Annotated in this window: 8 protein-coding genes and 3 rRNA genes; 8 read left to right on the top strand and 3 right to left on the bottom strand. The window is 67.5% G+C overall.

Annotated features, from left to right (window positions below):
• Positions 1–932 precede the first annotated feature (932 nt).
• The gene (locus FHX80_RS15355) at positions 933–3,050 is read left to right on the top strand and encodes an asparagine synthase-related protein (RefSeq protein WP_145764695.1); all 2,118 of its coding nucleotides are present in this window, start codon (positions 933–935) and stop codon (positions 3,048–3,050) included.
• 133 nt (positions 3,051–3,183) lie between these two features.
• On the opposite strand, the gene FHX80_RS15360 is transcribed toward FHX80_RS15355, so the two are convergent.
• Complete coding sequence (locus FHX80_RS15360) at positions 3,184–5,337, bottom strand: sigma-70 family RNA polymerase sigma factor (protein ID WP_145764696.1); 2,154 nt, start codon at positions 5,335–5,337, stop codon at positions 3,184–3,186.
• A gap of 521 nt (positions 5,338–5,858) precedes the next feature.
• The gene (locus tag FHX80_RS15365) at positions 5,859–6,845 is read right to left on the bottom strand and encodes a TetR/AcrR family transcriptional regulator (RefSeq protein ID WP_244318279.1); all 987 of its coding nucleotides are present in this window, start codon (positions 6,843–6,845) and stop codon (positions 5,859–5,861) included.
• A 337-nt stretch (positions 6,846–7,182) separates the two neighbouring features.
• Between FHX80_RS15365 and FHX80_RS15370 the strand changes: the two genes are divergently transcribed.
• Positions 7,183–8,577, top strand: coding sequence for an NAD(P)/FAD-dependent oxidoreductase (locus FHX80_RS15370; protein ID WP_145764697.1), 1,395 nt, complete (start codon positions 7,183–7,185; stop codon positions 8,575–8,577).
• Positions 8,578–8,894: 317 nt separating this feature from the next.
• Positions 8,895–10,595: an ATP-binding SpoIIE family protein phosphatase gene (locus tag FHX80_RS15375; RefSeq protein WP_145764698.1), complete on the top strand. Its 1,701-nt coding sequence runs from the start codon at positions 8,895–8,897 to the stop codon at positions 10,593–10,595.
• A gap of 40 nt (positions 10,596–10,635) precedes the next feature.
• Here the strand turns inward: FHX80_RS15375 and FHX80_RS15380 are convergent, their stop codons facing one another.
• Entirely contained in the window at positions 10,636–11,937 is a 1,302-nt protein-coding gene (locus tag FHX80_RS15380) for an MFS transporter (RefSeq protein WP_145764699.1), read from the bottom strand.
• Between the two features lie 156 nt (positions 11,938–12,093).
• On the opposite strand from FHX80_RS15380, the gene FHX80_RS15385 reads away from it, so the two are divergent.
• The 5 genes from FHX80_RS15385 (at position 12,094) to FHX80_RS15410 (ending at position 19,160) form a co-directional block, all read left to right on the top strand.
• Positions 12,094–12,648, top strand: a complete 555-nt coding sequence (locus tag FHX80_RS15385; RefSeq protein WP_145764700.1) for a MarR family winged helix-turn-helix transcriptional regulator — start codon at positions 12,094–12,096, stop codon at positions 12,646–12,648.
• 689 nt (positions 12,649–13,337) lie between these two features.
• Positions 13,338–14,863, top strand: a 16S ribosomal RNA gene (locus FHX80_RS15395).
• 299 nt (positions 14,864–15,162) lie between these two features.
• Positions 15,163–18,287, top strand: a 23S ribosomal RNA gene (locus FHX80_RS15400).
• Positions 18,288–18,366: 79 nt separating this feature from the next.
• A 5S ribosomal RNA gene (rrf, locus tag FHX80_RS15405) occupies positions 18,367–18,483 on the top strand.
• The 16S, 23S and 5S rRNA genes sit together here, the layout of an rRNA operon.
• A 119-nt stretch (positions 18,484–18,602) precedes the next feature.
• Positions 18,603–19,160 (top strand): GNAT family N-acetyltransferase, encoded by a 558-nt coding sequence (locus FHX80_RS15410; RefSeq protein ID WP_145764701.1) that lies wholly within the window; start codon positions 18,603–18,605, stop codon positions 19,158–19,160.
• The last annotated feature ends 7 nt before the right edge of the window (positions 19,161–19,167 follow it).

Raw genomic sequence — 19,167 nt, forward strand, 5'->3', positions numbered from 1 at the left:
CAGGCCGGACTCGTGCTCGGGGGGCTGTGACCGCCCCCGGTTCGCGAGGTGCGGCCGGCCCTTGCGGGGGCTCCGCCGGAGGTGTCCCGGCGTGCTCCTCGCGTGTGGCTGTGCGCCTGGCCGTGCGCTCTGGCCCCTTCCGTGCGGAAGCGTTTGCATGGGTGCTGCGTGGGTCGGCCCGTCGCACTGGACGCTGCGGGCTGGGGGAAGCCGCCGCCTCATTCCCCGCAGGCGGTGGACCGGTCCGGGAGGTGAACTGCGCCTCCCGGACTGTGCGTCGGGCCGGAAGCGAGGGCTCGCGGCCGGTGTAGGGACCGGCGAAAGCCGCCTTCGCGAGGGGTCCGTGAGGGGGTCGCGTGGGAGCTCGGGTAGGGGGTACGTGCGGAACTTCGGGTGGTGGTTCGTAAGGGAGTTCGTGTCGCTCCGTCGAATCGTTCCGGTGCTCCGCGGCAGTCTGTGGCAGCTCGCGGTCCTGTCCGATGCAGGCCGGAACAAAATATGACGAAAATGCATGAAGGAGGCCAGGTTCTTCCGGTCGCCAGGTTCCAACACGCACTGAGATTGGCCGAATATCGACGGTCGAGCGAGGTTGGGCCGACGGATTCGAGGACATCTCGTCAGCCGTCCGTGCGGGGTGTGCGCGGTGGCCCGATCCGGGCCGTCGAAGTGGTGCACGCAAGGGAACTCAACACGTCGAATCCGTAACTCCGTTGCCGTCGGTGCCGACGCGCGCGGGCGATGCGCCGGCCGATGCGGCCGACGGCCCGGCTCCGGCCTTTGCCAGGGGCGCATGCGCTGACGACGTGCGCCGTACGTAGCCACTCCTGCACGCCGTTGTCGTGGCAGCATGTGCGCAACGGCGCCGCGCGTTAGCGGAGTTCTCCCGATACCGCCCTGCCGCGCCGTTTTGTCCACAGCCTGTGGAGGCGGCGATGCGTTGGTTGGTGGGTTGGAGCAGTATCGCCGCGAGCTTCGGCACGGTCGGAGCGGTCGGCGCAAGCGACGAGGGGCGCACGATGCACCCCGTGGGTTCCCAACTCCTCTGGGGGGACCCGGATCCGCTCTGGGCGGTCGGTGACTGGCGGCCGGACGAGATCCGCACCATCAGGGTGGACACGGCCGAGGGGGCGCCCACGGTCCGGCTCGCCGTACTCGGCTGCTGCGGCGCCACCGACGAACAACTGCGCGTCGGACTGCTCGCCGCACGCGGCGGAGCCCTGCGCCACCTCACCGCATGGACCGGCAGCTACACGGCCGTCGTCCAGATAGGCCGACGGATCACCGTGGTCGGTGACCTCGCCGGAGCCCGCCCCGTCTTCTACACGCCCTGGGCCGGCGGCACGGCGTACGCCACCGCCGCGCTGCCGCTCGCCGACCTCATCGAGGCGCAGCTCGACATCGGTCACCTCGCCGCGCTGCTCGCCTGCCCCGAAACCCCGGAGGCGCTGCGCGACGGCACTCCGTACGCCGGGGTGAAGCGCATCCCGCCGGGGCACGCGCTGATCCTCCGCGAGGGTTCACGGGAGATCACCGGGTACGAGGCGGTGGCCTCCCTCGCCGTGGCCGCGCCCGAGCTCGATCCGGTGAGCGCCGTCGACGGGGTGCGCGACGCCCTGGTCGAGGCCGTGCGCGCCAGGCTGCTGGCGCCGCGCCACGCCCCGGAGACCCTGCCGCCCGACCCCGGCCCGGTCCCCGGCATGGGCCCCGCCGAACGCCGCGCCGCCCGGGGCGCACCCGTCCCCGGAATCGGCTCCGACCTCTCCGGCGGCAGCGCGTCGGCCACCCTCGCCCTGCTCGCCGCCGGGCTCCCCGGACTGCCCGGCACGCTCCTCGGCCACCGCACGGGAGCGGGTGAACGGCTGCTCGCCGTCACGTTCAACGACCTGACCACCCGCGCCCACGAGGACGAGCTCGAACGCGCCCGCGTCATCGCCGCCAACCCGCGGCTGCACCATGTGGTCGTCGCCGCGGGCGAAGAGGCCCTGCCGTACGCCGAGCTGGAGAACGGCCCCCTGACCGACGAACCGGCCCCGTCCCTCGTCGTCGCCGAACGCCATCGCCGCCGGCTCTCCGCGGGCAGCGCCGACCACTTCGTGGGCGACGGCGCCCGGCAGGTGCTCGACGCCCACCCGGCCCGCCTCGCCGACCTGCTGATCGACCGCCGCCGACGCCATCTGCTGCGCCCGGTCGCCGCACTCGCCAAGGCCGAAGGCCCCTCCGCGCACTCCCTGTTCGTCCCGCTGACCGTCTACCGGGCGGCCCGGCGCCTCGCCCGTACGTCGTACCGCACCGGCCTCGAAGCGGCGGCCGGCCGCCTTCCCGACGCCAACCGCCTCACCCCCGACCTCGACACTCCCGCCGACGCCTCGCTCGCCGCGCTGACCTGGTCGCGTCCGGGGCCCGCCGCCCGCTGGCTGACCGGGGAGGCGCTCGCTGAAGTATCGGTTCGCCTTCAGGAGGCGGCGATCCGCCCCACGTCCGTCCAGCGCCCCGGCGAGGCCCGTGCCAGGGCCGCGCTCGCCCGGAACGCCGCCGACCACCGGATCCTGGAGCAGGCCGCCGAGGTCCGCAGCCAACGGCTGCACGCCCCCTTCCTCGACAACCAGGTCGTACGCGCCGCCCGCGCGCTCCCCGAGTCCCTCCGGGTCCAGCCGGGCGCCCGCGCGGCGGTCCTGCGCCGGGTCCTGGCGGGCGCGGGCATCCACGAGCTGCCGCCCGGCTGGGGCGCCCACGCACCCTCCCAGGCCACCTCGACCGCGGTCACCCGTACCGGTCTGCGCACCGCGCTGCCCGAGCTGATCGCCCTCTTCGACGCCCCGCTGCTCGCCGACGCGGGCCTGGTCGAGGCCCGCGTCGTACGGAAGGCGCTGCGCGCGGCCGCGGAGGGCGAACCCCTCCCGCTGGACGGCCTCGCCGACCTCGCCTCCACCGAGCTGTGGCTGCGCCGTCTCATCTCGCGCCGAGGCACCTGCTGGACGGGCACGGCGGCACCGCGCCAGCGCGCGGTCGCCGGCGGGGTGGTCCCGGCCCGACGGACGCTCCAGCCGTAGACGGGGCGACGGGCGGGGGCCGCGTTCTCATCCGTGGACGCGGCGTGCGCCGAATCGTCGGGGTACCGAAAGGCCCCGACCCAGCGCACCCCAGCCCAGCCCGGTCCCCCCAGCCCGGTCCGCCCCGCCCCGGTCAGCGGCAGCTGATGCTGGACGCGGCCCAGTCCGCGAGGGCCACGCCGCCGAACTGGTTCGCCGGCTCCACGACGAGCCGGATCCGGTCCTGGCCCTCGATGCCGACGCCGACCGGCACGGCGGGATCGTTGCCGTTCATCACCGGGGACCGCCACAGCCGCGCCCCGTCGCCGTTGAACACGGAGAAGCGCACGGACCCGAGCCCCGTGGTCAGGTCGTCGACGCCGACCATCGCCTCGTAACGGGTGCACTGGCGGTTCAGCTCGATGACGACCGACGAGCGGCCGTGGACGGTCACTCCGTGGGCGTACCGCGTGCCACCGATCGACATCCCGGAACGCTGCCAGACCCAACTGCTCTCACCGAGCACCACCTCGGGGCCGGTGTGGTCGCCGAAGAGGCTGTAGCGCAACTCATTGAGCCGGAAGACCTCCGGCGCCGGTGTGGGTGACGGCGGGGAAGACGGCGTAGGCGTCGGCTTCGGGGCGGGCGGCCGCGGGACGGGAACCGACGGTGTGGGCTTCGGCTTCGGGGTGGGCGTCGGTGTGGGCTTCGGTGTCGGGGTCAGGGTCGGCGTGGGCGTGGGCGTGGGCGTGGGTGTCGGGGTCGGCGTGGGCCTCAGCGTGGGTGTGGCTGTCGACTTCTGCTTCGGGGTCGGCGTCGGGGCCGGCTTCGGCGGTACGGGAACGGGCGGCGCGACAACAGGCGGTGCGACAACAGGCGGTGCGACAACGGGCGGTGTGGGCTTGGCGGGCGCGGGCTTGGGGGGCGGGGTGGGCGCCGGCTTCGGCGGTGCGGGCGACGGCACCGCAGGCGCCACGGCCGACGGTCTGGTCGCCGGCTTCGCCTCGATCCGCGGCTGGTCGTCGCCGACCAGCGCCCACGTCAGCCCGGCCGCTGCCGCGACGGCTACCGCCGCCACGATGCCGACCTTCGCCGGAGCGCCGAGTGCCTCGGAGGCCGCGGCGCCACCGGCCGACCCGGCGGACGAACTCCCGCCGGTCGCCGCGGCCGCGGCCCCCGCACCCGCGGCACCGGCTGCGCCGCCCGCCACGATCCCGGCGGCCTTGAGCACGTATCCGGCGGCGAACCAGCCGATGACCGCGATCGGGAGCAGTGCGGGAATCCCGGCATTCACGTGGGCCAGTTCGCCCGCCGCCATCCGGCACTTCACGCATTCGTCCAGGTGCCCCCGCAGCCCGCGCTCGGCCCGCATCCGCAGCCCGCCACGGGCATAGGCGCCGAGCCGGTCGGCGTAGCGCGCGCAGTCGCCGCCGGAGGTGAGCGCCTGGCTCACATGGGCCTGCAGATACGCCTGCTTGAGCCCTTCGCGGGCACGGCTGGCCAGCACCGACGTGGCATTGGCGGTGAGCCCGAACAGCGGGGCGACATCGCTGGGCGACTCCTCCTCGACGGTGGTGTGCCACAGGACCGCCTGCCAGCGCTCCGGGAGACTGCGGAAGGCCTGCATCGCCATCGACTGCTCGGCCTCGTGCATCGCCATCACATCGGCGCCGATATCGAGGGTGTCCGTGTCCGACATCTCCGAGGAGCGCGACGCCTGAGCGGCGAACGCCGCGAAGTCTTCGACCAGTTGCTCCCGCTTCGCAGTTTTCGTCCATGCGGCGCCAACGTGCCGGACCGCCGTCATCAGGTAGGCGCGCACCGCCTCTTCGGGCCCCTTGCCGCCCCGTACCGCCTGCAGTGTCCGGGCGAAGACCTCGGCCGTCAGGTCGTCGGCGGTGTGCGTGTCCCGGCAGCAGGTGCGCGCGTACCGGCGCACCGCGTCCGAGTGCCGGCGGAACAGCTCCTCGTACGCGAGGTCGTCGCCGTCCCGCATCCACTGGATCAACTGGGCGTCGGAGGGGGCGAGACCTGAGGCATCCGTGGCGGACGAGCTGCCGCCCATCCGCTGCATGGGGACCGCGGCCGCTGCCGCGTCATCGTTCGCGTCCGCCGGTGCGGGACTCCCGGCCGGCGCGGGGGGCCACTGGCCGGGCAGGACCGTGCCGCCGCCCTCTTCGCCGGTGCTCTGACGCCGGCGATCCGCCTGGCTCGGCACCTGCTCCGAGGGCGGGCCGCCCGTGCCGGTGCCGCCGCCCGTGGCGGAGACACCGTCGAACGACTCCTGCTGCTGCCCGTCACCGCTCATCGCGGACGCCCCCGTATGCGCTCTCGGCCCCGAACACCGGGTAAGCGTGCCACAGAGGGCAGGAGCGGCGGCCCCTCAGCCCCGCCAACCACTCATCCGGGGCTTTCCCCCCGAATGTGAGCGCTAGCGGACACTCATTCGGGGAAGCAACAACAGGATTTTTTGATAAGGCAGTTGAGCGCGGTCGCGCCGAAGATGACAACAGAGGCCGCAGTCCGGCCCGCCGGCACACCCCGCGACTACGGGGCCACACCGACCCGCCGACCGGTACGCAGCGACCTCCACCCGCCGACCGGTACGCAGCGACCTCCACCCGCCTACCCGTACGCACCGACCCGCGCGAGCGAGAAACCCGCCGAGCCAGGCCATCCAGCCGCCAGGCCGACCGAGCCCGACCAGCCGAGCCGGACGAACTACCGGTCCGCCCGGCTCACGCAGCCAACCCGCCCGCACAGCCCTTCACGTAGCCAACCCACCCGTGCAGCCCGTTGCCCGCGCAGCCCTTCACGTAGCCAACCCGCTCACGCAGGCCGCGAGCGCAGCCCCTCCAGCAGGATGTCCAGCAGCCGGGCGGAAGCCGCCGCCTGCTGAGCCGCGTCCGGCAGCGAGGGTGCCGCCGTCGCGATGACCAGCAGTACATCGGCCACCGTCACATCGCGGCGCAACTCACCGGACGTCCGCGCCCGGTCGACCAGCCGGCCCACGACCTCCAGCAGTTCAGCCGCTCCGCTGCCTATGTCGTCGATCTCCGACTCCGGCACAGACCGCGGCTCGGACGCCCGTGGACCGCTCTGAACGGCCTCCTGCCGCTGCTGGGGCACGCGGGGTTCGCCCCGGCCGTCACCGGCCGAACCCTGCCCCGCCGCTCCCGCCGGCTCCGTTGCCCTTACGGCGCCCGGATCGCCGACCACCGTCGAGTCGTCGGTGTTGACGCCGACCCGCAGTATCTGCGGAGGCAGCAGCCGCCCGGCTCCCGAGGCGACCGAGGTCCGCAGGAAGCGCGACAGCGCCGACCACGGCTCCTCCTCCTGGCCCAGCGCGGACCGGGCCTGGTCGGTCAGCCGGGAGGTCTCCTCCTCGGCTATCCGCCGCACCAGCACGTCCTTGCTGGGGAAGCGCCGGTACACCGTGCCGACACCGACCCGGGCGCGACGCGCCACGTCCTCCATCGGAGCGCCGTACCCGAGCTCGCCGAACACTTCGCGTGCTGCCCGCAGCACATGCTCCAGATTGCGCTGCGCGTCCACGCGCAGCGGCGCCGAGCGGCCATGCGCTGCGCCTCCGACGGCACCGACACCTCCGGCGGCTCCGACCGCCCCGACAGCGGCGGAGCCGAGTGCGGCACCCAGCGTGCTCACTGTTCCGGAAGACGCGGTGGCCCCGGACGACCCGGCACCGTTAGCCGTGCCGACTGCACCACCCGCACCGCCCGCGCCGAGTGTGCTGATTCGCCCGTTTGCTTCGGATGTGACGGCAGCAGCCGGCCAATGCGTTTCCTGAATATGCATAACTTTTCCCCCGGTTATGACGTCTCCCCCCGGAGACTCCCGCCGTGTCTGTCGGGTTGAGCGATGGTCCTCACCCGACGCCCCGACGACACACGAACATAGTTGAGCGAGGGTCAATTCAGAAGGGGGCAGTTCCGCATGGAGCGCCCCCTGATCGGAACAAGGACCGGTTGGTCACCGATTCGCCCGCCGCCCGTGCCCCCCACCGCAACCCCTGACCTGCGGGGCTTCCGAAATGCCGGAACGATCACCAGGACCGGCCCGCACGAAAGCTCCGGTCACACAATTTGCCGGGGCTGTGGACAAACTCCGGAGCGCGATGCGTCATGGGGTGGTGATGGCTTCAGATTCCGGGGGAACACCCCCCGGCCCCCCGCCGAGTGTGCGCATTCTCGTCGTCGGCGGCGGCTACGTCGGGATGTACACCGCGCTGCGCCTCCAGCGGAAGCTGAAGCAGCGACTGAGAAGCGGTGAGGCCGAGATCGTCGTCGTCACCCCTGATCCTTATATGACGTATCAACCGTTCCTTCCCGAAGCCGCCGCCGGTTCGATCTCACCGCGCCATGTGGTCGTGCCGCTGCGCCGGGTCCTGCCGCACTGCACGATCGTCCTCGGTGAGGCGCAGCGCATCGATCACACCAAGCGCACCGCGACCGTCACCACCCTGGCCACGGGCGAGGACGGCACCGGAGCCATCGAGATCCCGTACGACGAGATCGTCATCGCGCCGGGCTCCGTCTCGCGCACCCTGCCGGTCCCGGGCCTCGCCGCCCACGGCTTCGGCTTCAAGACCATCGAGGAGGCCATCGGGCTGCGCAACCACGTGATCGAGCAGATGGACATCGCCTCCGCCACCCGCGACCTCGCCATCCGCGACGCCGCCCTCACCTTCGTCTTCGTCGGCGGCGGCTACGCGGGAGTGGAGGCGCTGGCCGAGCTGGAGGACATGGCCCGCTACACCGCGCGGTACTACCACAACATCAAGGCCGAGGACCTGAAGTGGATCCTTGTCGAGGCCACCGGCCGCATCCTGCCCGAGGTCGGTGAAGCGATGGGCAAGTACGCCGTACGGGAGCTGCGCGGCCGCAATATCGACGTACGTCTCGACACCCGGCTGGAGTCCTGCGAGGACCGGGTGGCCGTGCTCAGCGACGGCGCCCGCTTCCCGACCCGCACACTCGTGTGGACAGCGGGTGTGAAGCCCGCGCCGCTGCTCGCCGCCACCGGCCTCCCGCTCAACGAACGCGGCAGGCTCATCTGCACGGCGAGCCTCACCGTCGAAGGGACCGAGCACGCCTGGGCCGCCGGGGACGCCGCCGCCGTCCCCGACCTGACCTCCGACGAGCCAGGCAGGGAGACCGCGCCCAACGCCCAGCACGCGGTCCGCCAGGCCAAGGTCCTCGCGGAGAACATCGTCGCGGCGATGAACGGCGAACCGCTCAAGGAGTACCGGCACAGCTATGCGGGCTCCGTCGCCTCGCTCGGTCTCCACAAGGGCGTCGCGCACGTCTACGGACGCAGGCTCAAGGGCTATCCGGCCTGGCTGATCCACCGCATGTATCACCTGAGCCGGGTCCCGACGTTCAACCGCAAGGCCCGCGTGCTGGCCGAATGGACCCTCGCCGGCCTCTTCAAGCGCGAGATCGTCTCCCTCGGCTCACTGGAACACCCCCGGGCCGAGTTCGAACTCGCCGCAGGTAGGCATCCGGGTCCCGATGACGACGGTCGTTAAGGACCGGGCACAACGACTGTCGTCAAGGACCGACGACGGCGACTGTCGGTAGGGTCCGTCGGCGACGATTGTCAGTAGGGTCCGACACACTGGACGTGTGACCATAGGTGGGCTCACATCTGCACAGAGTGACCCGGCAGGCAGCGACCGAGAGCGACCAGCAGAGACCGGCTCCGGCCGCGCCTTCCCGGCGTTCCGGGCCCCGAACCGGCGAGAGAGAACCGGAAGGAAGAACCGGAAGCGCACCCGGCAGAGGACCCGGCAGAGGAAGCAGCCCGCCCGAGCGGACCAGACCGACACACGAGGCCAGAAATTCCGTGAACTTCACGCGTTGGAGCGCCCGCCTACCCGGTACGCAGCGTCGCGCGGCCCGGGACGACCACAGCGCCGTACCGGCGGCCCGCGCCGAGTGCGCACAGGACGAGACCGGATCCGGCCCGCCGGGCGGTGAACCGGACGGCGCCGCACCCCGCCCCCCGGCGCTCGCCCTGGAGGACCTCTCCGCCCGCGACATCCTCGGCCGGCTGCCCGCCCTCGTCGCCCTGGTGCACGGACCCGACCACCGCATCGCGTACGTCAACGACGCCTACGTCGCGGCCTTCGGCCCCCGCCCGTCCGGTGTCCCCGCCGCCGAGGCGATGCCCGAGCTCACCGAGCTCAGCCTGCTCCCCCTGATGGACCAGGTCCTGCGCAGCGGCACGCCCCGCACGGTCAAGTCCCGCAAGGCCGGCAGCGGCAACTCGTACACCGTGACCTGCACCCCCATCCGGCATGACAAGGAAAACGGCAAGGACAACGGCAAGGACAACGACAAGGACACCGGGCACGAGGGCGGAGTGCTCGTGTACGCCGCCGACGTCACCGACCACGCCGAAGCGGCCGAGCGCCTGCGCACCAGCGAACGGCGCCACCGCGAAACGGCCGTCACCCTCCAGCGCTCACTGCTCCCGCAGGAGCTGGAGCAGCCCGACGACCTGCGGATCGCCGCCACGTACCAGCCGGGCGGCACGGACGCCGCGGTCGGCGGTGACTGGTACGACGTCATCACGCTCGGCGCCGGCCGCACCGCCCTGGTCATCGGGGACGTGATGGGCCGCGGGGTGCGCGCCGCCGCCGTGATGGGCCAGCTGCGCACCGCGGTCCGGGCCTACGCCCGCCTGGACCTCCCGCCGCACGAGGTGCTCCAGCTGCTCGACGGACTGGCGGCCGAGATCGACGCCAGCCAGATCGCCACCTGCGCCTACGCGGTCCACGATCCCAACGAGGGCCGGCTGGTCTACTCCTCCGCCGGTCACCTCCCGATCCTGGTGCGCGACGAGGACGGCACGGTGCACCGCGCCGAGGGCCCGACCGGGCCTCCGCTCGGCACCGGCGGCTGGACCCACACCTCCGGCACGATCGCGCTGCCGCCCGGTTCCACCGCCGTCCTCTATACGGACGGCCTGGTCGAGCGCCGCAGCGAGGACATCGACGAGGGCGTGGCCGCGCTGGAGCGCGCGCTGTCCGGTGCGAAGGGAGCGCCGCAGGTGGTCTGCGACCGTCTGATGCGCTCCCTGAACATCACCGCGGAACACGACGACGACGTGGCGGTACTGGTGGTTCAGCACCCCGCCCGCACGGGGCCGACCGCGGAGCTGTTCCACAACGCCTCGCTCGATCTGCTCGGCGGCATCGAAGCGGCTCCGCGTGCCCGCGCCTTCGCGAGCGGCGTCCTGACGTCGTGGCGCTTCCCGGTGGAGCTGTGCGATCTGGGCGTCCTGGCCGCAGGCGAGCTGGTCGCCAATTCCCTCCAGCACGGGACACCGCCGATGCGGCTGGGGCTGCGGCGCACCGACCGCCGGCTGATCATCGAGGTGACCGACGGCGACGACCACTTGCCGCGCCGCCGCCGAGCCGACCCGGCGGACGAAGCGGGCCGGGGCATCTCCATCGTCGCGACGATCGCCACGTCCTGGGGCAGCCGCCGCACACCGGGCGGCGGTAAAGCGGTCTGGTGCGAATTCGCCCTGCCGCGATAGCGGTCCGGCGCCGCGGTGGGAGGCCGCGGCGCCGGGACCCTCAGTGAACGGCGGCGACCCGCGCCGGCACGTCGGCCGACGTGCTCTCCGGCAACGACACGGCCACCACCCGCGACGGCACCGCCGCGAGCGAAGGCTGGTCCTGTACGGGCGTGAGCCGTCGGCCGAGCCGCAGCGCGAGCACCGTGATGCCCAGCGAGAACAGCACGAACGTCACGATGTACGGCCCGTGCAGCGACGCCCCCATGGGACCGCCCACGGCGGGCCCGACCGCCAGCGCCAACTGCTTGCACAGGGCGAAGGCCGAGTTGTACTGCCCGATCATCGACTCCGGCGCCAGATCGGCGACCAGCGGCGCGACGGTCGGCGAGAGCATCGACTCACCGAGCCCGAACAGCGCGTACGTGGAGATCATCGCGGCCGTCGCCATGGTCTGGCTGCCTTCCCCGAGCCCCGCGTAGCCCGCCACGATCCAGGCGAACGCCCAGATCAGGCCGACGGCGGCGATCACCCGGCTGCGCCTGCGGCGCTCCACCAGACGAAGCACCACGAACTGCGCCACGACGATGACCGCGGTGTTGGCGGCCAGCGCGATCCCGAGTGTCGACGGCTTGATCCCGGCGGCCTCGGTGCCGTACGCGGCAAGCCCGGACTCGAACTGTCCGTAGCAGGCGAAGAACAACACGAACCCCAGCACGCACAGCTGCACCATGGCCCGGTGGGAGAGCAGTACCCGCATCCCGCCCCGCGCGGCCGCCCCGGCAGCCTCCGCGGCGACGGCGGGGACACGGGGCATCCGCACGGTCGCCGAGATGGCGCCGAGCACGAGGAACATCACCGCTTCGATCAGGAACAGCAGGGTGAAGGACGCCGGCCGCTCCGTGTCGACGATCTGCCCGCCGACCAGTCCACCGATGCCGAGCCCCAGGTTCTGCAGGAAGAACTGTGTGGCGAAGGCGCGCGTACGGGTACCGGTGTCGGAACACCGGACGAGCATGGTGGCGAGGGCCGGCTGCATGACGGCGGTCCCCGCACCGAGGACGGCGGCCGACAGGACGGCGGCGGTCACCTGTGAGGAGAAGCCCAGAGCGACGGCGCCCAGGCAGGCGACGACCGAGGCGACGACGAGTACGGGAAGCGGCCCGCGACGGTCGATGACCCGGCCGGTGAACGGCAGGACGGCGAGCGCTGCCATGGCAAAGACCGCCAGCACGACTCCCGCCGTACCGGCACCCAGATCCCGTACCTGCGCCACATAGACGTACAGATACGGAACGGTGAACCCCAGCCCGAACGCGCTCAGCGCGCTCCCCAGCTGGATCCGCCGCAGTGCTGCACCCATTTCCCTGGTCACACTCACCTACCTCAAGCTCTCGAAGCCATGTGATCGAACGAACCGTACGACTCGAACCCGAAGACTTTAGCACTAAAGTTAGAAGCTCAACAATACATATTGAAGGACTTCGACGACCGTGGGTGGCGTGCCATACTGCGCGCCATGTCTGACACCACCGGGCCCGGCCTCCAGGAGCCGAGCCTCGACGAGCAGATCGCCGCCTACCAGCGCGAGTTCCGCGACCTGGACCCGCAGGTCGAGCAGGTCGTCTCGGCCCTCGGCCGGCTGAACCGCCGCATGAACGTCGCGTACGGGCGCCAGGTCGCCGCCCTCGGCATCAGCAACGCCGAGTGGGAGGTCCTCAAGACCCTCGTGCTGGCGGGCGCCCCGTACCGGTTGGGTCCCGGGGAGCTGGCCAAGCGGCTCGGACTCACCCCGGCTGCGATGACGCACCGCATCGACCGCATGGCGGGCGAGGGCCTGGTCACGCGCGCCCGCGACGAGAACAACCGGGTGCGCGTCATCGTCGAGCTGACGGACGAGGGCCGTACGAAGTGGCTGGAGGCGATGCGGATGGCCACGGACTTCGAGGAGGAGCTGCTCCAGGACCTCTCGGGCGGCGAGCGAGGAGCCCTCGGCGAGATGCTGATCCGGCTCCTGCGCCGGGTGGAGCACGCCCAGCCGGACGCCGGCGGCCGCCTCACCGACCTGGACTGACTCGGCCCCGCCGGGGGCGGCCGGGGAGGGGTTGACACGTCCCGCCGCGATCCGTAAGGTTCTTCGAGTTGTCACGGAGCCGGAACGGTTCCGCGGCAGCCGATCCGCCGCGAATGCGGCAACCAAAACTCAGTACGATCTCCCACTCGGGAGAATTTCGGCGTGCCGAAATTGATTTCGAAGGCTCGATTATGAGTCGCCGGGAAGATCCGCTAGAGTTTTGAACGTCGGAACGGCCCAACAGCCGGGAAGACAAGCCCCACTGACTGGGAATCGGGCCCGAAAGGATCTGATAGAGTCGGACTCGCCGGAAAGGGAAACGCGAAAGCGAAGAACTGGAAAGCGAAAATGCGAAACCCGCTTCGACCGGGAATCGGACACGAAAGAGTCTGATAGAGTCGGAAACGCAAGACCGAAGGGAAGCGCCCGGAGGAAAGCCGCAGAAAATGTTCTGCGGTGAGTACAAAGGAAGCGTCCGTTCCTTGAGAACTCAACAGCGTGCCAAAAGTCAACGCCAGATATGTTGATACCCCGACCTGCTTCGGCAGGTTCGAGGTTCCTTTGAAAGTCCTGGCAGATTCCTTACGGGTCTGGCAGGCAATGCACATAGCGAGGACATAGTGGACGATCGGTCTTATTCCGACTTGATTGTTCCGCTCTCGTGGTGTCATCCCGATTACGGGAAAACATTCACGGAGAGTTTGATCCTGGCTCAGGACGAACGCTGGCGGCGTGCTTAACACATGCAAGTCGAACGATGAAGCCCTTCGGGGTGGATTAGTGGCGAACGGGTGAGTAACACGTGGGCAATCTGCCCTTCACTCTGGGACAAGCCCTGGAAACGGGGTCTAATACCGGATAATACTTTCCCTCTCATGGGGGAAGGTTAAAAGCTCCGGCGGTGAAGGATGAGCCCGCGGCCTATCAGCTAGTTGGTGGGGTAATGGCCTACCAAGGCGACGACGGGTAGCCGGCCTGAGAGGGCGACCGGCCACACTGGGACTGAGACACGGCCCAGACTCCTACGGGAGGCAGCAGTGGGGAATATTGCACAATGGGCGAAAGCCTGATGCAGCGACGCCGCGTGAGGGATGACGGCCTTCGGGTTGTAAACCTCTTTCAGCAGGGAAGAAGCGAAAGTGACGGTACCTGCAGAAGAAGCGCCGGCTAACTACGTGCCAGCAGCCGCGGTAATACGTAGGGCGCAAGCGTTGTCCGGAATTATTGGGCGTAAAGAGCTCGTAGGCGGCTTGTTGCGTCGGTTGTGAAAGCCCGGGGCTTAACCCCGGGTCTGCAGTCGATACGGGCAGGCTAGAGTGTGGTAGGGGAGATCGGAATTCCTGGTGTAGCGGTGAAATGCGCAGATATCAGGAGGAACACCGGTGGCGAAGGCGGATCTCTGGGCCATTACTGACGCTGAGGAGCGAAAGCGTGGGGAGCGAACAGGATTAGATACCCTGGTAGTCCACGCCGTAAACGTTGGGAACTAGGTGTTGGCGACATTCCACGTCGTCGGTGCCGCAGCTAACGCATTAAGTTCCCCGCCTGGGGAGTACGGCCGCAAGGCTAAAACTCAAAGGAATTGACGGGGGCCCGCACAAGCAGCGGAGCATGTGGCTTAATTCGACGCAACGCGAAGAACCTTACCAAGGCTTGACATATACCGGAAAGCATCAGAGATGGTGCCCCCCTTGTGGTCGGTATACAGGTGGTGCATGGCTGTCGTCAGCTCGTGTCGTGAGATGTTGGGTTAAGTCCCGCAACGAGCGCAACCCTTGTTCTGTGTTGCCAGCATGCCCTTCGGGGTGATGGGGACTCACAGGAGACTGCCGGGGTCAACTCGGAGGAAGGTGGGGACGACGTCAAGTCATCATGCCCCTTATGTCTTGGGCTGCACACGTGCTACAATGGCCGGTACAATGAGCTGCGATGCCGCGAGGCGGAGCGAATCTCAAAAAGCCGGTCTCAGTTCGGATTGGGGTCTGCAACTCGACCCCATGAAGTCGGAGTTGCTAGTAATCGCAGATCAGCATTGCTGCGGTGAATACGTTCCCGGGCCTTGTACACACCGCCCGTCACGTCACGAAAGTCGGTAACACCCGAAGCCGGTGGCCCAACCCCTTGTGGGAGGGAGCTGTCGAAGGTGGGACTGGCGATTGGGACGAAGTCGTAACAAGGTAGCCGTACCGGAAGGTGCGGCTGGATCACCTCCTTTCTAAGGAGCATCTAGATTCCGCAAGGAATCCAGAGCCACTACGTCGGCAAATGATCGACGGTGGTCAGCTCATGGGTGGAACGTTGACTATTCGGCACGACAGGTTGTTTTTCACTAGTACTGCTTCGGCGTGGAATGTGGGAAGTGATCGGTCGGGTCGGGCACGCTGTTGGGTATCTGAAGGTACGGCCGTCATTGGTCGTCCTTCGGTTGCCGGCCCCGGTAAAGCATCGTGTATGCGGTGTGTGACGGGTGGCTGGTCGTTGTTTGAGAACTGCACAGTGGACGCGAGCATCTGTGGCCAAGTTTTTAAGGGCGCACGGTGGATGCCTTGGCACCAGGAACCGATGAAGGACGTGGGAGGCCACGATAGGCCCCGGGGAGCTGTCAACCAAGCTTTGATCCGGGGGTGTCCGAATGGGGAAACCCGGCAGTCGTCATGGGCTGTCACCCACTGCTGAACACATAGGCAGTGTGGAGGGAACGAGGGGAAGTGAAACATCTCAGTACCCTCAGGAAGAGAAAACAACCGTGATTCCGGGAGTAGTGGCGAGCGAAACTGGATCAGGCCAAACCGTATGCGTGTGATACCCGGCAGGGGTTGCGCATGCGGGGTTGTGGGATCTCTTTTTCACGGTCTGCCGGCTGTGAGACGAGTCAGAAACCGCTGATGTAGGCGAAGGACATGCGAAAGGTCCGGCGTAGAGGGTAAGACCCCCGTAGCTGAAACATCAACGGCTCGTTTAAGAGACACCCAAGTAGCACGGGGCCCGAGAAATCCCGTGTGAATCTGGCGGGACCACCCGTTAAGCCTAAATATTCCCTGGTGACCGATAGCGGATAGTACCGTGAGGGAATGGTGAAAAGTACCGCGGGAGCGGAGTGAAATAGTACCTGAAACCGTGTGCCTACAAGCCGTGGGAGCGTCGCGCATCGAGCTTGCTCGGTGCGTCGTGACTGCGTGCCTTTTGAAGAATGAGCCTGCGAGTTTGCGGTGTGTTGCGAGGTTAACCCGTGTGGGGAAGCCGTAGCGAAAGCGAGTCCGAATAGGGCGATTTAGTAGCGCGCTCAAGACCCGAAGCGGAGTGATCTAGCCATGGGCAGGTTGAAGCGGAGGTAAGACTTCGTGGAGGACCGAACCCACCAGGGTTGAAAACCTGGGGGATGACCTGTGGTTAGGGGTGAAAGGCCAATCAAACTCCGTGATAGCTGGTTCTCCCCGAAATGCATTTAGGTGCAGCGTCGTGTGTTTCTTGCCGGAGGTAGAGCACTGGATAGGCGATGGGCCCTACCGGGTTACTGACCTTAGCCAAACTCCGAATGCCGGTAAGTGAGAGCACGGCAGTGAGACTGTGGGGGATAAGCTCCATGGTCGAGAGGGAAACAGCCCAGAGCATCGACTAAGGCCCCTAAGCGTACGCTAAGTGGGAAAGGATGTGGAGTCGCAGAGACAACCAGGAGGTTGGCTTAGAAGCAGCCACCCTTGAAAGAGTGCGTAATAGCTCACTGGTCAAGTGATTCCGCGCCGACAATGTAGCGGGGCTCAAGCGTACCGCCGAAGTCGTGTCATTCACATATATAGGGCCAACGCCTGTGTGGATGGGTAGGGGAGCGTCGTGTGCCGGGTGAAGCAGCCGCGGAAGCGAGTTGTGGACGGTTCACGAGTGAGAATGCAGGCATGAGTAGCGATACACACGTGAGAAACGTGTGCGCCGATTGACTAAGGGTTCCTGGGTCAAGCTGATCTGCCCAGGGTAAGTCGGGACCTAAGGCGAGGCCGACAGGCGTAGTCGATGGACAACCGGTTGATATTCCGGTACCCGCTTTGAAACGCCCAATACTGAATCAGGCGATGCTAAGTCCGTGAAGCCGGCCCGATCTCTTCGGAGTTGAGGGTAGTGGTGGAGCCGACGAACCAGACTTGTATTAGGTAAGCGATGGGGTGACGCAGGAAGGTAGTCCAGCCCGGGCGGTGGTAGTCCCGGGGTAAGGGTGTAGGCCGTGTGGTAGGTAAATCCGTCACACATTAAGGCTGAGACCTGATGCCGAGCCGATTGTGGTGAAGTGGATGATCCTATGCTGTCGAGAAAAGCCTCTAGCGAGTTTCATGGCGGCCCGTACCCTAAACCGACTCAGGTGGTCAGGTAGAGAATACCGAGGCGTTCGGGTGAACTATGGTTAAGGAACTCGGCAAAATGCCCCCGTAACTTCGGGAGAAGGGGGGCCATCACTGGTGATCCGATTTACTCGGTGAGCTGGGGGTGGCCGCAGAGACCAGCGAGAAGCGACTGTTTACTAAAAACACAGGTCCGTGCGAAGCCGTAAGGCGATGTATACGGACTGACGCCTGCCCGGTGCTGGAACGTTAAGGGGACCGGTTAGCTGACTTTCGGGTCGGCGAAGCTGAGAACTTAAGCGCCAGTAAACGGCGGTGGTAACTATAACCATCCTAAGGTAGCGAAATTCCTTGTCGGGTAAGTTCCGACCTGCACGAATGGCGTAACGACTTCTCGACTGTCTCAACCATAGGCCCGGTGAAATTGCACTACGAGTAAAGATGCTCGTTTCGCGCAGCAGGACGGAAAGACCCCGGGACCTTTACTATAGTTTGATATTGGTGTTCGGTTCGGCTTGTGTAGGATAGGTGGGAGACTTTGAAGCGGCCACGCCAGTGGTTGTGGAGTCGTCGTTGAAATACCACTCTGGTCGTGCTGGATGTCTAACCTGGGTCCGTGATCCGGATCAGGGACAGTGTCTGATGGGTAGTTTAACTGGGGCGGTTGCCTCCTAAAGAGTAACGGAGGCGCCCAAAGGTTCCCTCAGCCTGGTTGGCAATCAGGTGTTGAGTGTAAGTGCACAAGGGAGCTTGACTGTGAGACCGACGGGTCGAGCAGGGACGAAAGTCGGGACTAGTGATCCGGCAGTGGCTTGTGGAAGCGCTGTCGCTCAACGGATAAAAGGTACCCCGGGGATAACAGGCTGATCTTCCCCAAGAGTCCATATCGACGGGATGGTTTGGCACCTCGATGTCGGCTCGTCGCATCCTGGGGCTGGAGTCGGTCCCAAGGGTTGGGCTGTTCGCCCATTAAAGCGGTACGCGAGCTGGGTTTAGAACGTCGTGAGACAGTTCGGTCCCTATCCGCTGTGCGCGTAGGAATATTGAGAAGGGCTGTCCCTAGTACGAGAGGACCGGGACGGACGAACCTCTGGTGTGCCAGTTGTCCTGCCAAGGGCATGGCTGGTTGGCTACGTTCGGAAAGGATAACCGCTGAAAGCATCTAAGCGGGAAGCCTGCTTCGAGATGAGTATTCCCACCCTCTTGAAGGGTTAAGGCTCCCAGTAGACGACTGGGTTGATAGGCCAGATGTGGAAGCCCGGTAACGGGTGGAGCTGACTGGTACTAATAGGCCGAGGGCTTGTCCTCAGTTGCTCGCGTCCACTGTGTTAGTTCTGAAATAACGAACGGCCGTGTTTTGTTCCGGTGTTGGTTAATTTCATAGTGTTTCGGTGGTCATTGCGTTAGGGAAACGCCCGGTTACATTCCGAACCCGGAAGCTAAGCCTTTCAGCGCCGATGGTACTGCAGGGGGGACCCTGTGGGAGAGTAGGACGCCGCCGAACTCCTTTTGATAGTTAAGCCCCGTGCCCTTGTGGCACGGGGCTTTTCTGCGTTCCGGACCAGAACCTGCCGGACCAGAATCTGTTTGCACGGGTGCGGGGCGACGGGTCAAGATCGGCGCATGGACTACGTGATACGCCCGGTGCGTGCCGAGGAGTGGCAGCCCGTGAAGGAACTCCGCCTGGCCGCGTTGCAGGATCCAGCGGCCCCAGTGGCATTCCTGGAGACATACGAGCAGGGCCTGGAGCGCTCCGACGATTTCTGGCGGCAGCGGGCTGCCGACGGGTCCGAGGAGGGGGACGGCGGGGTGCGGCAGTTCGTCGCCGAGGCGCCGGACGGAAGCTGGGCGGGTTCGGTGACCGTGCTGATCGAACGGCCGGACGGGGAAGTGGGCTTCGGCACGGCGGCCGACGTCCACCAGGCCCATGTGGTCGGGGTGTTCGTGCGCCCCGAGGCACGGGGCGCGGGAGTGGCCGAGGCACTGTTCCGGGCCGGCATGGACTGGGCCTGGTCCTTGGACGAGCCGCGGATCGAACGCGTACGGTTGTACGTGCACGAGAACAACCCGCGGGCCTCGGCGCTCTACCGTCGGATCGGATTCGTGCCCACCGGGGAGACGGTGCCGATGCAGGGAGACCCGACGGCCCGTGAACTGGAGTACGCGGTGGTGCGGCCGTAGCGGTCCG

Source organism: Streptomyces brevispora (assembly GCF_007829885.1).
GTDB classification, from domain to species: Bacteria; Actinomycetota; Actinomycetes; order Streptomycetales; family Streptomycetaceae; genus Streptomyces; species Streptomyces brevispora.